Origin of the sequence: Nostoc sp., from assembly GCF_036918245.1 — a bacterium.
Lineage (GTDB): Bacteria > Cyanobacteriota > Cyanobacteriia > Cyanobacteriales > Nostocaceae > Nostoc.
The window spans coordinates 57,657-79,149 of sequence record NZ_JBALEF010000049.1; the positions used below are offsets into that span (position 1 = coordinate 57,657).

Annotated in this window: 15 protein-coding genes; 1 reads left to right on the plus strand and 14 read right to left on the minus strand. The window is 41.4% G+C overall.

Annotated elements, in window-relative coordinates; all coding sequences use genetic code 11:
• Positions 1-146 precede the first annotated feature (146 nt).
• Positions 147-1,334, plus strand: coding sequence for an MFS transporter (locus V7L12_RS13020; RefSeq protein ID WP_335084641.1), 1,188 nt, complete (start codon positions 147-149; stop codon positions 1,332-1,334).
• Positions 1,335-1,578: 244 nt separating this feature from the next.
• Here the strand turns inward: V7L12_RS13020 and V7L12_RS13025 are convergent, their stop codons facing one another.
• From V7L12_RS13025 to V7L12_RS13090, 14 genes are all read right to left on the minus strand, one after another.
• On the minus strand, positions 1,579-3,228 hold the full coding sequence (locus tag V7L12_RS13025) for a GMC family oxidoreductase (protein WP_335084642.1): 1,650 nt from the start codon (positions 3,226-3,228) through the stop codon (positions 1,579-1,581).
• Between the two features lie 324 nt (positions 3,229-3,552).
• Positions 3,553-4,686: a glycosyltransferase family 4 protein gene (locus V7L12_RS13030; RefSeq protein WP_335084643.1), complete on the minus strand. Its 1,134-nt coding sequence runs from the start codon at positions 4,684-4,686 to the stop codon at positions 3,553-3,555.
• A 32-nt stretch (positions 4,687-4,718) separates the two neighbouring features.
• The gene (locus V7L12_RS13035; RefSeq protein ID WP_335084644.1) at positions 4,719-6,188 is read right to left on the minus strand and encodes an O-antigen ligase domain-containing protein; all 1,470 of its coding nucleotides are present in this window, start codon (positions 6,186-6,188) and stop codon (positions 4,719-4,721) included.
• Positions 6,189-6,251: 63 nt separating this feature from the next.
• Positions 6,252-7,208, minus strand: coding sequence for a glycosyltransferase family 2 protein (locus tag V7L12_RS13040; protein WP_335084645.1), 957 nt, complete (start codon positions 7,206-7,208; stop codon positions 6,252-6,254).
• The gene (locus V7L12_RS13045) at positions 7,126-8,340 is read right to left on the minus strand and encodes a glycosyltransferase family 4 protein (protein ID WP_335084646.1); all 1,215 of its coding nucleotides are present in this window, start codon (positions 8,338-8,340) and stop codon (positions 7,126-7,128) included. Before V7L12_RS13045 ends, V7L12_RS13040 begins: the two co-directional genes overlap by 83 nt.
• A gap of 273 nt (positions 8,341-8,613) precedes the next feature.
• Positions 8,614-9,606, minus strand: coding sequence for a glycosyltransferase family 2 protein (locus V7L12_RS13050; protein ID WP_335084647.1), 993 nt, complete (start codon positions 9,604-9,606; stop codon positions 8,614-8,616).
• Positions 9,607-9,670: 64 nt separating this feature from the next.
• Complete coding sequence (locus tag V7L12_RS13055) at positions 9,671-10,831, minus strand: glycosyltransferase family 4 protein (protein WP_335084648.1); 1,161 nt, start codon at positions 10,829-10,831, stop codon at positions 9,671-9,673.
• 183 nt (positions 10,832-11,014) lie between these two features.
• Complete coding sequence (gene hepA / locus V7L12_RS13060) at positions 11,015-12,865, minus strand: heterocyst formation ABC transporter subunit HepA (RefSeq protein WP_335084649.1); 1,851 nt, start codon at positions 12,863-12,865, stop codon at positions 11,015-11,017.
• Between the two features lie 211 nt (positions 12,866-13,076).
• On the minus strand, positions 13,077-13,796 hold the full coding sequence (gene hepC / locus V7L12_RS13065) for a heterocyst development glycosyltransferase HepC (RefSeq protein ID WP_335084650.1): 720 nt from the start codon (positions 13,794-13,796) through the stop codon (positions 13,077-13,079).
• Positions 13,797-14,609: 813 nt separating this feature from the next.
• Entirely contained in the window at positions 14,610-16,841 is a 2,232-nt protein-coding gene (locus tag V7L12_RS13070) for a GumC family protein (RefSeq protein ID WP_335084651.1), read from the minus strand.
• Between the two features lie 122 nt (positions 16,842-16,963).
• On the minus strand, positions 16,964-18,064 hold the full coding sequence (locus V7L12_RS13075; RefSeq protein WP_335084652.1) for a glycosyltransferase: 1,101 nt from the start codon (positions 18,062-18,064) through the stop codon (positions 16,964-16,966).
• Between the two features lie 188 nt (positions 18,065-18,252).
• The gene (locus V7L12_RS13080) at positions 18,253-19,566 is read right to left on the minus strand and encodes an NAD(P)H-dependent oxidoreductase (protein ID WP_335084653.1); all 1,314 of its coding nucleotides are present in this window, start codon (positions 19,564-19,566) and stop codon (positions 18,253-18,255) included.
• 375 nt (positions 19,567-19,941) lie between these two features.
• On the minus strand, positions 19,942-20,499 hold the full coding sequence (gene rfbC, locus V7L12_RS13085; protein WP_335084654.1) for a dTDP-4-dehydrorhamnose 3,5-epimerase: 558 nt from the start codon (positions 20,497-20,499) through the stop codon (positions 19,942-19,944).
• A 132-nt stretch (positions 20,500-20,631) separates the two neighbouring features.
• A complete protein-coding gene (locus V7L12_RS13090) occupies positions 20,632-21,477 on the minus strand; it encodes a phytanoyl-CoA dioxygenase family protein (protein ID WP_335084655.1) in 846 nt (281 codons plus the stop codon).
• Between the last annotated feature and the right edge of the window lie 16 nt (positions 21,478-21,493).

The following is a 21,493-nucleotide window of genomic DNA, read 5'->3' on the forward strand; positions in this document are numbered from 1 at the left end:
GTTTCTATTGCTACCTAACTCCAATAAAATAATTTAGGTTGTATCAGTACATGACTACAGAAAGATAAATATGAAGTGATATTTGAGGATGATTAATTGAGTAAATCTCAGCAGTTAAATTGTCTGATCCAGGAGCATTCCAGCCAATGAGAGACTATCAACGCACCCTACCGCCTCTGTGGATAGGTTCGGCGATCGCCTTTTATGCCTTTATTGCCATTGGCATTGCTGAAGCGGGATTAGGAGTTCTTCTGCCCTCCATTCTGTCTACCTATAACCTGACTCCAGCAACGGTCACTCTGCTGTTTCTCAGTCAAATTAGCGGCTACATTCTGGCAGCATTCACCAGCAGTCTTGTAAGTAGTCGGTTGGGGTTAGCCCGAATGCTGTTGATTGCTGCGGGTGCGCTGACGATGGCACTGACGATCTATGCCATCTCACCCTCTTGGTTTCTCATGGTTGCCGCCGGATCGGGGTTGGGATTGGGCATTGGGTTGATTGATGCAGGCATTAACACCTACATTGTGCAAGATTCTCGCAGTGCCAGTTTGATTGGTTTGCTCCATGCTTTCTATGGTATTGGCGCGCTCTCAGGCCCTGCGATCGCTACTACTTTGTTAGCAATTGGCATGAACTGGCGACAGGTTTATGGGGTATTAGCTGGGATTGTCAGCTTATTAATTGTCAGCGTGCTGGGCGTAATTATCTTCAACTACACACCAATGACACAACGGGTATTGGCATCGAATACAACTGCCTTAGAAAATCTGGGCAGAGCGCTCCAAAACCCGATAGTACTGCTAACTGGGCTACTTTTGCTGGTTTATGTTGGCACTGAAGCCTGCATCGGCAACTGGGCATACACTGTGCAGTCTGTCGCTCGTCACACTCCCACGCTGATTGCTGGTTACAGCGTTAGTGCCTACTGGCTGGGATTAACATTGGGACGTTTCATCTTAGGTTATTTCTTGCAATGGCTTGGGGCAGTCCGCACAATCAGTATGTCGCTCAGTCTGGTGATCATTGGATTGCTTGCTTGGTGGCAACTGCCAGATCAATGGATTAGCTTACCGTTGATTGGCTTTGGGTTGGCAGCTATTTTTCCTGCAACCATTTGGTTAATTCCTCAACGATTACCTGACCCTCATGTTCCTGCGGCTGTTAGCATTGCCACTAGTGCCGCCAGTTTGGGGGCAGCGATTATACCCACTGGAGCAGGCTGGCTTGCAAGTTGGGCAAGTTTAGATATTATCCCAATGTTGATGCTGCCATTGGCGCTCTTAATGGTGGGCTTACATTGCTGGCTGGTGCAACATTCGGTAAGAGGCAAGTAGGGGCACGGTATACCCATACGTGTCAACTTAAGCTGAAAGCTATATTGGGTAGGTGTTTTACACATCACCTCACGCCCTCATCCCCTAACCCCTTCTCCCAAGGGAGAAGGGGAATTGAATCTTTTGCTCCCCTCTCACGGATGGGAGAGGGGCTGGGGGTGAGGGCAAAACGTTCTCACCAAGCGGGTTTTACGTTAAGTTGACACCAATGCGGTATACCGTGCCCTACACCTTGCTGCTATATTTAGTGACAAAATTGTGATTTCAGATGGTCTGCCAATCGAATTGCCAAGGCAACAATGGTGAGCGTAGGATTAGCATAGCCTCCTGTAGGGAAAACAGAACTACCTGCCATGAATAAATTAGAGATGCCGTGAACTTGACAATTTGCATCTACTACTCCTTGTTTTGGGTCGTGATGCATACGTGTTGTTCCCATATTGTGATGGGTACTAAGAGAAGCAAATGGACGATCTCCATCCAATTCAATCTGCAACTCACCCAGTCCGGCACTAGCAAACTCTTGTGCAAATATTAGCTGCGATCGCTTCACACTGCAAATATCTATTTCGCTCCAATGATTAATTAATTTTGCTTGCGGACAGCCAAGCTTATCTAATTGATTACAGAGTGTCACTCGATTATTTGGATTTGGGGTTTGTTCAGTTTGGCTGAGAACTTCAAACTTTGTATATTTCTGTTCATTACCTTCATGGTCAGACCATCCTCCATGACTCAAATCAGGGAATAAATATTCTTTTTTAAAATTATACTTATACCAATCAGCTACTAAATCATCAATATTCGTAATCACATTTTGCAAATGCTGAAAAATATTTTTAGGTAACTGTCTTTGTCGAACTGAAGAGAACAAAATTTTTGCAGAAGCCTTTGCTGCTGATCTAAATCTTTCATCTCTGGGATATAACAACGCGGTCATATTTAGTAATTTATCGCGGCGCATCACTTGTTCCGTTAGGGCAAATTTTCCCATGACTGTGACATTATTCACGCGGCGTAAATCATACAAAGCCATCGAATTAAAGATTTTGCGATTTTGCGGAACAAGCATACCACAACGGATAAAAGGATGATCCATAAAGAATCTACCCACTAAATCATGTTGATTGCCTAATCCATTCTTTTGAATCCGGTTTGACAATAACAATAAACGCGCGTTTTCAATCCCACCTGCGGCTAAAATAAATACTTTTGCAACAACCCAAAATTTATGACCAGATAAACAAGCAACTTGTACGCGTTTCACTGTTTGGGCTGTTTCATCTGCCTCAATTTCTACCACATTGGCGTTGAGAAATATAGTTATATTGGGAGATTGATTAATTTGGTGGCGATATTCATTAGTGAAAATATCACGTGGACCAAACTGAAACATACTGGTAGTAACTCGGTCACTGGTGAAATGTGTCCGAGGAGATTGAGCATTTTCCCAAGCCTCGGCTTCATAAGCAAAAGAACCGAGTTTACAGACTGTTTGAGCGCGCTCATAAAATGGATTGAGGTGAGATTTACTAAAAGGCCAGCCACTGTAGGGCACCCAATCTCGTTTTTCAAAATCTATTTCGTCTAACGGCACGTGCCTCAGACCAAGTTGATTTTTATTAATTTCAATATTCCAGACATTAGCCAATCCACCAAATTGACGATGACGCATATCTTGCAGTGGTGGAAAAGGATCTCCAACAGTTTCACCTTCACCAAGAGATGCAGTTTCTTGATTAAATTCCAAATCACCACTTTCTAGTAAGCAGACTCGAAAATCTTGCCCAATTAATTCTCGTGCGAGTGTAATTCCTGCTGGGCCAGCACCAACTATACAAACTTCAGTATTGATAACTTCATCTATCGGCAATTTGCGGCTATCAATCAACATTGATCTAGTTCCTTTTGCATAAATATTTGTTGTCTGACGCAGACGCGCAGAGAGTTTTATAATGATTTATCGGATTAATTACGGGGCGTAAATATTTTTGTAGTAAGGACTTTAGTCCGAAAATATTTAAGAGGTTGTTTGAAAAGTCATAGTTGATGTATCAAATATTTTTTTACCCCACCCTAACCCTCCCCTTATAAAGGGGAGGGAACTGGATTTTCTAGTTTCCCCCCTTTACAAGGGGGGATTAAGGGGGGTGATTAAAATCACAGTCAAACACTTTTCAAACATCCTCTAAGCACTAAAGTATTTACTACAAACCTATCAAAACTTTTGCGATAGAGGAGTAGGCATTGCAGAGCGAATTGCATTAATAAAATTTTGGGCATAATTCTGCGTTGAAAAATCGAGGGCGCGTTGTCTGGCAGCTATTCCCGCACTTCGAGCAAATTCTTGCTCGTCAAGATAGCGGAGAATTGCGATCGCTAATTTATCTGCATCGCCGTAAGGTGTTAATAGTCCATTCATACCATCGGTAATAATCTCTGTCGGGCCGCCTGCACTGCCAGCAATTACAGGTTTACCCAGGGCCATTGCCTCAATAATCACAATCCCAAACGGCTCTTTATCCGATGCATGAACGAATACATCCATTGCTTGTACCCACTCCGGGATATTACGCTGTAGTCCAGCCATAATTACTTGGTCTTTTAAGCCTAAAACGGCGATTTCGGCTTTTAAGAAGTCCTCATAATCTGGTTCCAAATCGTGCTTACCGCCAACCACCACACAATGGGCATCGGGATACTTCTGTAAAATTTTGGGCATCGCTTGCACCAATACGTGCATTCCCTTCCATCGTTGCAATCGTCCCACAATTCCAATCAACGGCCCGTGTAAAGGTAAGCCTAGTTTTCGCCGTGCTTCTTCTGGAGATGGCAAAGCATTAGGCTCAAATCGGTCTAATGCGACACCAGGATAAACTAAAGGTGTTGGTCTGTGGGGCCAAATCTCTGCCTGTGCTTGCTTACCATCTTGCGAAAGGGTGATAATTGCCCGCGCTGGAATTAAAGTTGCGAGTCGCACCAACCAAGTTTTATCACTAGGTACTTCTAGTTGATACCAGACAGCAGGCAAGCCCGCCAGCATCGCCGCCAAACCTCCAGATATATGCACGATCCACATCCAATTGACAATTATATCTGCACGTTCGCGGCGAGCGATCGCAGCTATCCGCAAAACAGCGCCAATAAAACGGTGAATTTGGCGTAAACGTCCACTTTCTACAACTCGCGCATCAATACCCAGAGACTTTACTTGTTCAACCATCGGCCCGGATTCTAAAAATATCACCAGCCACTCAACACCAGCATTACGTCCCTGCTGCACCAAATCCCAAAGCATCATTTCACCACCGCCTCGTTGCTCGGCCAGTGGCATGACAATAATTACTTTCATAATTTATAAAAGTCCTATTTAAGTTGTAATATTTATGAGATCCTCGATTTATTAGAGAAGTTAGGAATGTTGGAGAGCATCTGAGGATTACTATAGTACTTATGTCCTGCCATAGCCATAGCTAAAAATCCCCAAAGAATCATCCCTGACACGCTCAACATACCGCTACCGATAACTAATTGTGAAGCAGAACTGATCCCAATGGCGCGGGCAGCACTGACAAAACTATCGAAACGACCTTCACCATAGCTGCTAATACTAATAATTAAGAAGATTAATCCACCCATATAAAATATGCCTCCAAACCAACCAAGGGTGAAAAACATATCTAAAATGCCACTATCAATTACCACTACTTCAATTTGACCAGTTTTTTCGTTGACCTTCCAAATATTTCCTAAGCCGTTACCTAGACCATTAGAAAGGGCTAAACCAAGATTTCTGTCGTAAGTTCCCGATCTATCTTTAAAGCTGCCATCTTCTTGAATATTAGAAAAAGTTTCAAAACGTGCTGCCACTACCCCAGCAATTGGTTCGATAGTTGTCAATGGCACAACACAAATAGCCATGACCACAATTATGGTAATTAAGCGCATTTGAATTCTGGCTCTGACTGAACCCATAATCATAATTATTCCAAATAACCAGCCTCCCCAATTAGTACGTGCTTGTGTTAATAGAAAAGATAAGTAACCAACAGCTGAAGCCGGAAAAATTAAGTTTCCTGAACCTGTAAATAACAACAGTAACCCAGCCTGCATAACAGAACCAAAGGGGCCGACTGAGTGTAATGTACTCCAGACGCGCATCCCGAAAGGTACAGGGTTTCCAGAACTCATGAATAATTTTGATTGTATGAGCCAGTATCTATCCCACTCAGGAGCTACCACAAATTGATATACGCCATAAGTTCCTAAAATCAACACACACCAGAGAAATGTTCGCTGAATGTTCTGGCGATAGCTGGGATAATCTCGCCAGTTTATAAATAAGTGAAAAGCGAAAATAACCGGACTGAGCCAATCCATCAATCCGCGTGCTACAGGGATAGGTGGGTTGTAAATTAGACCGATGAGAAAGCCATAAAACACTCCGATAAAAGCTAAAACAAACGGCAAACCCCCTTGGCGAGAAGCGCGGGGAAAGTGTCGCAAGAATGTTGCTATCGTAATAAACACCACTAAGTAGGGTGCTATGAGCATTTGACGGCTAGCATCCCAGCCCACCCGATAGTCAACTAAGCGGGTAGCTAAGGGTGTGAGAAACCAAATCCACCAGGTAAAGCCAATGTAGAGAATGGGATGCCGCAAGTATAAAAATAAGGCTACTACTAAAGCTGTCGCCGGGTAAATTAGGCGCAATGCAGCAGTAACACCACCAAAATAGCAAACTACAGTTAGTAATATAAAGCCTGCGATCGCCATCCAACCCTGTAGCGATCGCTCTTCAGGAGAATAGTTTTCTTGTAAAAAACTATTGAAAAGTATCTGCTTAGAATTCATTCAATTTTAGATGTACATATAAATAAGTTCAACTCGTTCCCAGGCTAGAGCCTGGGAATGAAGTCATTCGAGGCTCTGCCTCATTCTGAATTCTGAATTCTGAATTTTGAATTGTTTATATCCCTGCCAACGTCCACGCCAAGATGCTAATAACTTTTTCCCCGCCAACTGCCCTTGGCTAGGTAAAAATCTCAGCCATTGTAGTAAGCCCAAACTATCGCATGTACCCACGAATACTGCCCAGAACAAAAATGCAATCCGGCGGATAAATGGTAAATGCTCTAGTAAAACTAAGGTTTCATTATGGACTAAATTAATAAAGGCAATTTCATTAAAGTTATTTCGCTGATCTTCGTCAAAACGTTGTGCTGGATAATGATCTACAGCAACGTGAGGATCGTAAATTATTTTCCAACCAGCCCGCTTTAATGCCAGGGTAAATGCCATTTCAAAGTGTACCTGCGCTCCAGTACCACGCATCCGCTCGTCAAAGCGTAGTTGTCCGATAGCTTGGGTACGAAAACTCATGTTCACGCCCTTGAGAATATCGACTTCGCGGGGTTCTCCTACTCCCAGGTGATGGTTGCCAATCACTCGCCCAAACCACTGCAACTGTCCTACTACTGGGCGGGATTCGTCTTCTAATTTGCTGCCGTGGTATATCCAATCACGCCCTCCCAGTCCGCCGAGGCGACTATCGCAGGTAAAGCAAGCCGCAATCCGCTCTAACCAATCGGGGTGAGGTGCGGCATCATCATCAGTAATGGAAACAATATCGCCCTCCACTGCTGCTAGTCCGGCGTTGAGAGCTGCTACTACCCCCGGTTGTGTCACTTTCACGGTATGCAGTGGCAAGTTGTGCGCTGTGTATTGGGCAAGAAATTGCCAAGTTTCTGCATCCGTATCGCGGACAACCACTATCACCTGATCGACTGGTTTAGTTTGCTCCTGTAGCGCCAAAAGGCAGCGTGAGAGGTCTTGTGGACGGCGATAAGTCGGTATCAGAACGGTGTTCCGCATTCTTGCTTAACTCCTCGAATAAATCCACATAAGTTTGTGCCATAGCAGTCCAGCTGTGTTGTTCTGCCACAGAACGAGCAGCTTGACTCATTTGCTGCATTAGCATATCTACACTTACCAAGGACATCATCGCCACAGCCAAAGCATCGATATCATTTGAGTCGGGTAAGACGATGCCACATTCTGGTGTCACCAACTCTGCACCCCCGGTAGCTGTGGCAGTAATTACTGGTAGTCCTGAAGAAAGTGCTTCTAACAATACGAGGCTACAAGCTTCATATCGGGAAGGAAAAATAAATAAATCTACTGACCGCATAATTTCGGGGATATCACGGCGAAATCCCACAAAATGCACGCGATCGCTTAACCCCAAGGATGCCGCTAGTTGGGGGAAGGGACTACCTTCGATATGACCTACCACCGCCAAATGTAAATCGGGAACTTTTACCAAGGCGTGTAATACTGTATCTAAATTCTTTCTGGGTGTGCGGATATCTCCAGCAAACAGGGCTAGGGTGACATTCTCCGGTAAACCTAATTTTTGGCGATGCCTATCGCCTACGCTTTCACCAGGGTTAAACTCTTCTAGGTCTACACCATTAACAATTACCCGAATCCGAGAACGCGGTACACCAATGTTGACTAATTCTTGGGCTACCTTTTCAGATACAGCCACCACAACCTGTGCTTTTTGGAAAGCTTGTTTTTCCCAACGGGCATTAAACGCCGTAAATAGCCACTGGTAAAAACCATATATATCGCGGCGGTTGCGAGAAATATGAACAGGCGATCGCAACCATGAACTGTGGACAAAATGTACAGCATTCACATCGGCCGCAGCCATATTAATTGCTCCATTGACTTTAACTAAATCAATGTCAGAGCGATGTTTACGTAACCAATCTGCACTTTTTTGGGCAAATATGAAATTACGTACAAATTCTGTAGGATAGCCTTTGACTAAAATTTTAATCCAATTAACTTGGCTATTGTCTTCTAGTTCTGGTGCGACTTCACTAGCTAATAATGTCAAGTGATGACCACGACGAATTGCTTCCTTAGCAACCTCATAGTTTACCCGTCCTTGACCATCACCTTTTTTGATTTTATGAGTAACAATACAAAGTTTCATACACTACCTTTTTTAAGAATAAAGAGCTTCACGCAGAGGCAGAGGCGCAGAGAAAGAATTTAAAAATAATCTTCTTTTCATCCCTTTGCATTAGCCTACGGCAGGGCGCTCTGCGTCTACGTTCAACAAATAGACTTCTTGCATAAATCAAAAAAAGAACCCCACCCCGCCTTTGACTTACGTCAAATTCTCCCCTCCCCGCCTGCGGGGAGGGGTGTTAGGGGACTTTTGCAAGAGGTCTAATAAATTTCCCAACTCAGAGATGTTGATATATTATTTCGATATTCCGATTAACTTACTTGCTAAAAATCGCGGAGTAAAACTAAGACTAAGTGCTGCCATCGTTCGCACATTAAATTTTTGTTGATTCAGCGCCTGCAAAAAATAAGGACGTGCTGCGGCTATCTGTTCGCTTCGTAGAAAACCAATTCCCAAAGTAGTATTAGCTTCTAACCATTTCTGTTGAAAATGAGTTCTAAATTCCTGTAACCGAGGGTCTTCCATAAATACTTGATAACAAAACATTTCGCTTTTAGCTTTGCGAATTTTTGCTTGCACATCTCGACTACCACTGAGCATAGTATCAGTTTGCTCATGGGCACGATATCGCGTCAATCTTTCTGGACAATAGTAAGCGCCATAACCAGATGTACAGAATAGATAGGTTAAATATAAATCCCACATCCCACCAACTTCTGAGGGAATACTATACCAATCCACCAAATTATTCCGAATCACGCAAGATGCAGCAGTAGGTATACTTTTATCTATCAACCCAATTTTTGAAAAAGGTTGATGAATTCCTTTTGCTAGTTTGTCTCGCTTGAAAGCGCGTGTGTTTTCTTCGGTACCAGCATGATTAATTATACCATTAGCATCTATAATATATTGGTCACAAAAAGCGATAATTAAATCAGAATTTGCTTCTAGTGGTGGTACAAGCTTTGCTAAAAAGTCTTCATTCCAAATATCATCGTCATGGAGACTAGCAACATATTTACCTCGCGCCATCTTAAAGCCATGCTGCTGATTAGCTAACATACCCACATTTTGCTGATGTCGCCAAAATCTGATGCGTGAATCACCAAAAGATGCGACAATTGCTTGGGGATTTTCTGAACTACAATTATCAGAAATAATAATTTCAATATTTTGATAAGTTTGTTTTATAGCACTTGCGATCGCTTGCTTGAGATAGTCTGGTCGATTATAGGTAGGGATAACAACGCTGACTAAAGGTTGTTGACATTCTTGATGTAATAACATATTTTTCTCCCTTTATATTTTCTAAGTAAAAGATGCACTATTTGATATTTTTACCAAATTTAGCTTATTTAGCTTGAGAAATACTATATAATTTGTTGGCTTGGAAAGGAAATTCAGCTATTGTTTTTGCATAAATTATTCGGAGATTATTTACATGAGCAGCCATTGTAAATTCCTTCATCAATAAAGTATGACCTTGCTCACCCATGTATCGACTTTTTTGATAATCTCTATACAATTCATTAATAGCATCAGCCAGCTTTTGGATATTATTGCTTGGAACAAGAATACCCGTTTCTCCATCTCGTAAATGTTCTGGAATCCCTCCGACTGCACTACCAATTACAGGTCGACAACGAGAGTATGCTTCCAGAGTTACAAGACCGGCAGGTTCAGGCCAAACACTGGGAAAAATGACTGCAAAACACTGTTGATAAAGTTTATCTAATTTATCCGAGTCGCACCAACCATGCCAAGTGATGCGCTTATTCAATCCGAGTGTACTTGCTAACTTTTCTAACCGTGGTCGTTCCCAACCTTCACCTGCAATATCAAGTTGAATTTTTGGATCTGTATGTATTAAGGTTTTGAGTAACCATTCCAGACCTTTATCAGAAACAATTCGTCCAGCAAACAAAATTCTATGATTTTGATGTACTTCCAAGCTGAGGGGGGAAGTTGCTGTTTCTGGTATAGATATTCCACAGTGTAGCGTTATAGTTTGTTCTGGGGATACACCGTTTTGAATTAACTCTTGCCGGACATATTCGCTATTAGCAATGAAAGTAATTTTTAGCCTTTTCAAGACATCTAAAAACTGATGAGTGGTTTGAAGTTCTCTAAGAGTTCTTAAAGGTCTACGGCTACCACATTTATCTACTAATTTACCCCAGGTACATCCTAAGTAAGAGAAGTTGCGATCGCAGATTGTCCGTTGCTCTGCTAAATACTTTGTGCCACTAGGGCAGTAGAATGAGTGATTATGAACGCTGAAGATAGCAGGACATTCGCCTGTAAGCTGTAATAGCAAATCTGGACTATGGATGTGTAGCAGTTTGAACTGGCTTTGATCGATATTTTTAAGTGATTTGATCACACGAGCGCTAACATCAGGTGGTCGATGTTCAAACAGAGAAGCTAAGTAAGTTTCAACACCTCCGCTCCCACCGACACCAAAATTTGAGCATTGATAGATTAGGTCTTTGTCAAAGATTTCCTGGGACATTTTTTCTATGACTTTCAAGTATATAAGACTAATTTTAATAACTTATTTAGAGGGATAATAAGTGTTTAAAATCTTATTTTTTACTATTTGGCAAAATTATTGATACATATTTAGGGGTTTACGGCTGTAGAGATGTACAGCCGATTAATGTGTTGTAAGTGCTTTGGGAATTGGATGTTGTTTCTAATCTGGCTGCCTTACTTCGTACTGCATTTGATGATATTTCCAAAGCTTGCCTTTTAGTTCCAACAGTTCTTGATACTTACCTTGCTCTACTATCCGTCCCTGTTCTAAAACTACAACTTTATCTGCTTTAGAAATAGTAGAAAGACGGTGAGCGATCGCAATTACTGTTTTACCAACAGATAGCTTTTCTAATGAATCTTGAATTAAGCGCTCAGATAGCGAATCTAAGGCGCTAGTTGCTTCATCCAAAATCAAAATTTCTGGGTTCCGCAATAAAGCTCGTGCAATAGCAATTCGCTGTCTTTGTCCTCCAGATAACCTAACACCCCGATCTCCTAATTGGGTATCAAAACCTTCGGGCATTTCCAAAATAAATTCTAGTGCATTCGCTAGTTTAGCGGCTTCTTGAATTTCCTCATTCGTCGCCTTTGGAGTCCCGTAAGAAATATTCTGCCAAACATTAGTATTGAAGATAAAAGTATCCTGACTGACGACAGCTATTTTGCGACGTAGAGAGTTAATTTCAAACTGCCGGATATCGATTTCATCAATGTAAAGATATCCATCTGTAGCATTATAAAATCGGGGAATCAAATCGGCAAGAGTTGTTTTACCTGCGCCAGATGCTCCGACTAATGCTGTCATTTTTCCCTTTTCAATCGTCAGGGTAATATTATGCAGCACTAGATTTTCATCATCATAGCCAAAATCCACAGATACTAAATCTATTGACCTGTTTAATCCCTTAAACTCAACTCTCCCATTTTTAAAGTAATATTTTTCATCACTTGTCAACAGATTTTTAATATTGTCTGCTGAACCATGTAAAGTACTAAGATATGCTCTCGTGCCATTAATATCTTGCACAAATGGGATAAAGCGAAATAGTACAAAGAAAAAGGTTAGCAAAGAAGCAACTTGTAGCGTTCCATTCGTGACAAGACTAGTGAATGCCAAAATAATCATTCCGATCAATACCGTAGTCGCTACCCCTTCGGCAATTGGCTTCACAAGTGTCCAGGTAAATACAACCTTTGTTGTACTACTTATTACCTTATCGCTAGCTTTATAGTAACGCTGACGCTCAAATTCTTGAGTACCACAAGAATGAACAGTGCGAATGCCATTAATAAATTCTATGGCTGTTGATGTAAAATTAGCATTAGCAGTTGTCATACCAAAACTTGATTCTCTGACTCTAGCATTCAGATTTGACAACCCCACACCTAAAAGTGTAAATAGTAATGCTGATATTACCGTCAATTGCCATGATATCAAAAACATTGATATTAAGTAGACAAAGGTTGTGAGTCCTCTAGTTACTAAAAAAGCTCCGCCACTAAAACCTTGTCTGATTCTTTCAATCTCTGTGGTAATTGTGTTAATTAGTTCACCAGAACGAGTTTTACTAAAGTAACTTAGTGATAAGGATTGTAACTGTTCAAAAATTTGCTTACGTAAGCGATCGGCAAGATGTAGTTGAGATAATTCAGTATAAACTTGAGAAAAATAATTGAAGGTGGCACGTAACCAAGTACTCAATAGAATCAGCAAAGATACGCGATATAAACGATTAATTGCTGATGTCTTGGCTCCCAAAATCCAAAGATCAAACCATTCTATTCCTGTTTGGACAGGTTGAGCATTGGGGCTAGTTAAGCTTTGCAAAAAGGAAAGTAAGAAACCAATACTTACACCTTCAAATGTTGCCGCCAAAATCGAGAAAACCAGAGCTAAAATTGCAATTTTGCGAAAATGTTTAAATTCTCGCAATATCAAATAGTTGTCCTGCCAAAAACTGCTAGCTTTGAGCAGATTACTGAGTGGTTGAGGAAGCTGTAAATTCATGGATTTTATCATAATAGTTTGGCAAGGTAGATAGACCTCTATAGCTCAATACAGTTCAGAATGAGCAATAAAACCCTGATGTAGAGACGCGATTTTTCACGTCTTGAAAAACCAATTATCTAGAACCGGATTACTCTATAGATGCTACATAAACAATTTTTGTTTGAGCCTCAGTGCGGTAAATTAAATTATCAATTACCGCACAGATAAACTACAGAGTTTGGCTATCCAGATGTAATCGATGAGACTGTGCCTCTACTTCCCAAGAAGCTGTAATTTCTGGTAATTTATTTAGCTGTACTGCATCTTCCAAAGTCCAACAACGAGATCCGGTTAAACTCATGTCACCCCGTAGCACGTTAAATAACTGTGGCAGATTGTCGAGATTGTATTTACCCATCCAACGCGCTAGCGGTGTGGTATTGTGGGTGCAAAAGCTCATCGCTTGAAAGAGTTTACCCCGTTCCCCAACACGCCAGTCATGACAAAAAAGTGACCCTGGCGAGTAAACCTGCATCAATACAATCAATCCCAACATGACTGGACTTACTAATAGCAGCAATACGAAAGCAGCAATCCAATCAATTACTCGCTGCAATTGTCTCAAGGGTTGGTTAGGAAGTTTTTTGCCAGCAGGTATGTTTAGGAATATTGGTTTTTGAGCTGCTTCACATGCATCTGCCCAAAATTTGAGCAAAGCCTCACCCAATTTTGGATCTATACTGACCAAACTTACTGGAGAATGTTGTAAACATTCTACTAGCGATCGCTTACTATCTAATGAAGTCAGATATGGTTGTTTCACTCGTCCAAGCGGTTTGACCAACAGCTTACCCCGTCGCCACAGGAGTGTGCAGTACCCACGATTATCTTGGTCTTCCTGGGTTACATCATATAAATTCTCTAGAGTTGGAATTATTGAAGTTGTCATAATGTCTTTGGGTTTATACAGGAGTGAATTACTGAGGCGTTATCAAAGGCTATTAATGCCAAAGACCCAAATCCGAATCTTGTTGTAAGTCCAAAAAGTTGGAGATAATTGAGGGCAAAAATATGCTATAGTATTTGCCACTCAGCCAAGCACGTATTGCGTAGAATTCTGCTGATGTAGAGATTTACAAATTAGACAGATATTAATTACATAGGTAGCAATCACCGCTACTATTAACATTCATGGGCAAATCTTGATTTTCCGGAAACTACTGACAGTAGAGAAGTGTAGAGGGAAATTACCCATGAATCTATATCTACGTTTAATTACGCTGAGGTGTTCATTGTCTCGATAGATTTAAAAAACCAGTCTGCTCTTGTCTTCTAGCCTTTATGAAGGTGCTTTAATCTCTAGAATATAAGACTATGTAGAAATAGCGATCGCTCAAATAACTTCTTTATTTATTCTTTAAAGAGTCAGTGATTTCTCTGAAAACTCATAAAGATAGCATAAATATACTGAATTCTTCCCGATTGCAACAAAATTCAATTTGATTGATCAAAACGTAGGGGCAATTCATGAATCATTGCTGTTAATTTAAGGTAAAAGCCAGTCTAGAAGCAGCTTTTAGCAGATTGTATCGTTCCCAGTTTCAGACTGGGAATGCCTATCCTTGAGGCTCCGCCTCTTTGACTCGCGGCAGCAGCCCAATGAATAGCATTTCTAGCCTCTGGCTAGAAACGAGAAAAAATGCAAAACGCAAAATCCCCAACTTCTCTAAGAAGTCGGGGATTTATCATCTAGTAGTACTAGCTACTTTTCTACAGCTTGACGTAGAGCCAATTGCTGTTGTTTGATATTAGGTACGTAATTACTACTAGAGTTTGATACCCCATTAGCTACAACCCCAATCAAATTTAACTTACTCAACATAGCTGTCGCTTGATTAAGCTGACTTCGCGTCACAATCCCAATGCTTGCCACCATAATCACACTACGACAAGATGATGCGGTAAGCATGGCATCGACTAAGCCGAGAACTGGGGGAGCATCTATCAGTACCAAATCATAGTTTTCCTCAAATGCTGCCATTAATTGCATCATCCGAGGAGAACTCAACAGATTAGCTGGGTCGGTAGGTTTGGGACCAGCGGTCAAAATATCGATGTAGGCGGAACCTGAGTATTGAAGACTAATTTGGTTGGGTAGAGTTGTATCACTTGCTAATAGAGTTGAAAGTCCCTGCTCATTAGGAAGATTCAGTTGATGGTGCAAACTGGGGTCGCGTAAGTTGGCATCAATCAGCAGTACCCTTTTGTGTAAACGAGCAGCACTCATTGCCAAACCCAACGCCAAAGCTGATTTACCTTCATCGGCTAAAGCCGAGGTAATCATCAAAGATTTTAAATTAGTAACAGTATTTAAAAGTTCAATGTTTTTGTAAATCAGATCCAGCGATTCCCAACGCGGTGGAGATTGCAATACCTGAATCGTCCAGGGAGCGAGAACTTCTGGTTTGCCAAAAGGCAACTTGATCATTGATTCTCTGGGTTTGGCTGGCGGTAACTTGGGAGTTGTTCCCAACAACGGCATGGCCATTTGCTTCTCTAACTCAGCAGTGGTGTGAACTGCATCATCAGCCGATTCGCGAATAAAGGCAGCAATGCCTCCTAACATTAAGCCAACCACAGCACCTAACAGCAAGTTCTGTTGGAGATTGGGGCCTAATTGTGCGCCTTTTTGGGGATCTTCTACCACTTCCCAATTAAATCCACCCTTGGAAAGTTCTTGCCGTAATTGTTGTTCTGCTCTTAAAAGCTGCTCTAATCTTTCACGACTAAATTGCAACTGCGGTAGCATCCGATTGTAATAAGCCAACAGAGGCGGGAAGCGTTTGATTTCAAAACGCAGCTCGTTTTCTTTCTGAGCCAAAGTTTGATCGCGAGCAGTTAAAGCAACTATAGTTGTCTGCGTTTCTACTAACTGACCAGCAAGGCTGAGATCGATTTGACCCAACTGTCCTTTTTCGAGAAGAGAATCTCCAGAAGTCAATGCACCAGCAGACTTTCCGCCTAAAGTTCTTCCTACCTCTTGTTGCAATAATTCCTTCTGGCCCTGAAGCTGTTCTTTGAGCTTTTGCACACTTGGAGTTTGATCTGTAAAGCGTAAGCGTTCTTGTGCTAGTGCCAATTCGCTTTTTTGGATTTCGTTTAGTAAGCCTTGATAGCGAGTAGACTGACTCAAACGAGAAGCAACTAGAGCATTTTGGGGAGAACGGTTAAGTTGTTCTTCTAAAGATTTTTGGCGTGCTAAAGCTTCCCCATACTGAGCACGAGTTGTCTGTCTTTCTTGGGAAAGATTGTTCAAAGCTGTTTCAATCGCTTTCGCCTGTGACTCTGGATCGATTAAGTTCTGATTTCTGCGAAATCTTTGTAAATTTGTCTCAGCCGCGTTTACTTCTTCACTAGCTTTACTTAACTGTTCCCTGATGATTTGCAGACCTTTTTGTAAACGCGAACTCTGTTGTTGTTTGTTATATTCTAGATAAACTTGTCGAATTGCATCCAGAACTTTTTGGGTCTTTTCAGGATTTCCAGCGGTATATTCAACTTGAAATATTTTAGTAGCGACATTATCTTCTTTGCTCCTGATTTGAGTTAAGACCAAAGAAGCTTTAATTTCAGCTGAACTTATATCTGGATAATTAGATTGAAGTTTATCAACTGCTTTTTGGATGAGTCCCGAACTTTGCATCAAGTTAAGCTGAGTGGCAGTATCTATGACCACGTTAGAGTCAGTAAACTGATTGTCTACCCCAGCACCACCTTCGGTTTTACCTTGATAGTTAGGTTCTACTAGCAGTTGCATAGAACTTTTATAAGTAGGCTTTGTCTTTACAGTTACTATGCTGGCAATAGCAATAGAACTAATTAATACTGCTAAGAACCAAGGAAATCTCCGCACAAATACGGCAAACATTTGCCCGTAACTTGGTTCACTTTCAGAAGCTGGAGCTAGATGAGGATTTAGACTAGTTTGAACCACTTTTATATCCTTGTCTTCAAGACTTACGCTAAGAGATTCTCCGAAGAATACCTATTTTTTTACGAACCGCCAAGGACGAGAGAGAAAATAAATAGGTAATCTGATAATGGAAAATTCAGAAATCAAATGAATAATTGATGCACACCACAAGCTTGGTTAATAATTTGCTCAACCTTACCAAAGAAGGCATTCTCTGAAAAGTTTGTTACTGCATGATTACGGATGCGATCGTAATTCCAAGAAATGCCATTGGCTTCTAGTAAGGCAACTTGTAAAGATTCGGGTGTTTGTCTTTTGAAAAAAACTCCTGTTTCACCTGGAATTTGAGTATCTAATACTCCACCTGCTCCATAAGCGATGACTGGTGTACCGCTAGCATTAGCCTCTACCGGAACTAACCCGTAATCTTCTAAGGCTGCGACAATAATAGACTTGGCTTTGGAAAACAAGTCTTTACGGGTTTTATCACTTACGTGTCCCAAGAACACAATATTTTGTAATGCTTTGGATTTTAACCGTGCTTGTTCTGGCCCATCACCAGATATTAATAACCGCCACCCTAACCAATTAAAAGCTTCGACTATTATATCAAGTCGCTTATAACTGATCATCCGGGCGGAGGCCAGATAATATTCATCTTTTATATCTGAAAAAACAAATTTACTAGTATCAATTGGATAGTTCACCATCATTGCCTTTTTGCCATAAATCTTTTCAATCCGGCGGGCAACAACACTGGAATTAGCAATGTAAAGGTCAGGCTCCTGTGCATATTTCAGGTCTACCTTTCTCATTACTTGAAATACTTGTTCGATTAAAGGAGCAAAATATCTATAGTCCCCGTATTCTCTTAAATAAGTTGCTGTATCCCATAAGAAACGGGTAACGTTATGGCAAAAACAAATGTGGTGGGCATTGGGATTTTTTCGCACTGCTTTGGCGAAGCTGGTGCTACTACTAATAATTAAATCGTACTCTTGCAGATCCAAGGCACGAAAGGCAGGAAAATATAAAGGAGCCATTGACCTAAAATATTTTGCTGCACCAGGAATCTTTTGCAAGAAGGTTGTATTAACTATGCGATCGCCTAGATCAATCGTTTTTTGGGGATCGTACAAAGATGTGAAAATATCTGCTTCAGGATAGCGCTTACAAAGCAGTTCAAACACACGCTCTGCCCCACCTCGCTGGGTTAAATAATCATGGACGAGAGCAATTTTCATGAAATTTGACCTAAAGTTTCGATCGAGTTTGTTGAAACGCTCCCCAGCAAGTTACTATCAACAACTTTAGTGTCCCGCAGTATAGCTTTCTATCCTCTTGATGAAATTCTGGCGACAAATATATAGGGGCGTACAGCTGTACGCCCCTACAGCTAATTCATTTGTGGCAAATATTTTGAGAACCGATATTATCCAACTGCTACTAAGATTTTTTCTGGAGCGAAATAGGTGTTTTGCTCAGTTCGTAGTTGGTCGCAGAGTCTGCCTTCAGGTAATTCTACATCCTCATAAGTGAGGACTCGATCTTTAGAAATATCTCGTTTGAGGCGGCACCCTTCAGCTAAACCCATTGGTAGAAGATTTTGCTGTTGGACGATATCGGAATTTTCACATTGTCCGTAGGTCATGTAGTAGCCGATGCCATCTAAGGTTTCTCCTGCTTTCAGGTCGATTTTGGCGGTGGTGACAACATCTACTAGCGGGCCTGCTAGTGGAGACATCACAGCATCACCAAATAAAACAGCACGCGCTACGGACAAGGGAACTTCAAAATGACAGAGGTGATAAGGAGTATAGAAGCTGTAAAGTGGGCCTTCGCCTAATTTGTATAAGTTGAGATAGTGGCGTTGCTTGGGGTCGTCGTGAGTGGCAAATACATATACGCCTGGGCCTGGTTTTGCTCCAACTACATAATCGACAATGCCGCCCAGTTCTTTGAGTTGTTCAACATCATATAACTGGGTCATTTCATCGACATGACCGCTGAAGTCGTATCCCAACATTCCCCGTTTGGCGACTTTCATGCCTGTGGCATTGGCAACGATCGCTTGCTCGAAGGAAATTTTGCTTCCGTCGGCGAAGCTAGCCACCATGTGGGGCTTTTGACCCCAACGTTTAGCAAATCCTTCCTGGGTGGTGGGATTGCGATAGGGGTCTTGGAGTCCTTTAATGTTACCGCACAATAAGGGAGTTAAACCAATGCTTTTTACAAAGCGATAGAGGTTCATTTGTACCCCTGGCTGGTCGCCATCACAAGCGCTGAGAATCACACCTGCTTTGTCGGCATACACTTTCAGGATGGGGCCAATGGTGCCATCGAGTTCGGCATTCATCATGATCACATGTTTGCGGTGGGCGATCGCTTCCATAACGATCCCAGCGCCAAATTCCACTGCACCTGTGACTTCGATTAATGCATCGATGCCCTCAGCTCGACACAGTAACTTAGCGTCTTCTGTGACTGCATATTTACCGTTAGCGATCGCATCTTCTAATTCGCTGACAGTTGCAACAACTTGAATATCTTCAATTCCTGCTTCCGAATAAGCTTGTTTAGCTGCACCAATCTGGCGATTAGAGATAGCAACTAACTCCATTCCTGGCACTGAATTGACAATTTGGTTGGCAATTCCTCGACCCATAAAACCAGCACCAATCATTCCCACCTTAATAGGATTTCCTGCTGCTGCTCTGGCTCGTAAGGCGCGATCGATAATAATCATGAACTAAACTCCTTTTTGGAACTGTTTGTTGTGTTACAAATTCTTGATAATTTTGCACTTAATAATTCGTTACAGCTAAACATTAAGTACATTTTCATGGAAATTATCATTAATAATAGCTACTAACTGGTTACTTGCTAGATGCTATAACAGCAGTCTGTTTTTCCGGCTATTATTTTTGATAATTTGCTCCACAGCATTTCTGTAGGCTTGGGCAAACTTTTCTTTGGTATGATTTGCTCTTGCATATTCCTTCCCACTGCTCCCTGCCCCCTGCCTCTATAGCGATAGTATATTTTTTGGAAGTACCTTACCTCATGCAGAGGAGCCAGTGTGTTGTGCGGAAAACACCTGGCACAGAGAAATAGTCTATAGTTATCTGGAAGCTGTACCGCCAACAGTCATCATTCTCAACAAAGGCCAATTTAAATCTTTCTCGGAGATTTCAGTCACATCTAGAGGCCAATCAATGTTAAAGAATAGGTCGTCATAGCGTAAACCTCTTTCATATCCTGGAGTGTAAAATTCACCCACTTGATATACAACTTCAGTCTCATCGGTGAGTGCTTGATAGCCATGAGCAAACATTTCTGGAACATATAAAGCGCGGCGATTTTCTGGGGTTAGCTCTACACCAATGTGTGATAAAAAGCTAGGAGATTCAGGACGCATATCAATAATTACGTCGTAGATTGCGCCTTTAGTACAGCGAATTAATTTTGTTTCTGCTGCTGGCAGAATTTGATAGTGCATTCCCCGGATAGTGCCTTTTTTGTAATTAAAAGACAGGTTACATTGGGCAACTGTTGGCTTTAATCCGTGTGCTTCAAATTCTTGAGCGCAGAAAGACCGAGCGAAAAAACCACGGTGATCTGGCTTTTCTTCTAAATCAATGATGAATGCGTCTTTGAGTGCAGTTTGAGTGAAGATCATGAATGAATAACCTCGATAGGAATATTGACGACAACAAAACTTGGCAAATTTGAAAAGTTAACTTGTTACAAAACTCATCAACAATAGTATTGAGTGGATTTTTAGATTAACAAGTAGCTTGCTTTGACTGAACTAGATTGTGCTCTTAATGACTGGTTCAGTTAACTTTGGTTGGGGAAAAGTATTGTCCCGATATTGAGTACAAACTTCTGGACGTTCGGGAGAATTAGACGTGTAGCACGAGAATAGAGTTAGCCTATCTTCTGTGCGTAATGTACCGTGATGTATTGCTTTTTTGGGATCTACAATAATGACTGTTCCTGCCGATCCTGTACAAGATTTCCAAGCCTCTTTCGGGATAATTTCATTTAGTTCTTCATCTGTGATGCCTAAATGACCAGATTGCCAAAGCTTGTAGTAAGTACGGTAATAGTTTAATCTAAACAAAGAGGTTAAAGAGGCTGGAATATATTCAAAGGGTCCGTGCTTTTCTTCCACATCATTTAAGTAAATAATAATTTTGATCATGCGGCGGTCTTCTGCATCTTTGTGCCATAGTTGTGTACCAAACTGATTTTTATTAGGGAAATCCTTGCGGAGATGTACACCATGAAAAATGATTGGCAGACCAATGTAGTTTTCAATGATGTTTAGGAGCCTTTTTTCACTTCCCCAAGCAGCAAATTCAGGTAAATATGTAACTGTGAAAACTTGGGGAAATTTTTCATTTGAATCGTCATGATTGACAGATGCCATTTGGGACGAATAACTATAAGCTGCCTTGAGCAATTCTGATGTTGAATCAAATCCCAATTCAGCCAGTGTGGTAATATGAATACCATCACATTTAAGCTCGTCAATAATTTGGCGATCGCCTTCTTCTAGTACAGGCAAATAAGCAGCGTGTTTCAAAAGTGCTAATCTGTAAACTAACTCAGATCCCAGTGAAGATATTTTGCGTTTAATCTTGATCAGCATGGCATGACTACCTTTA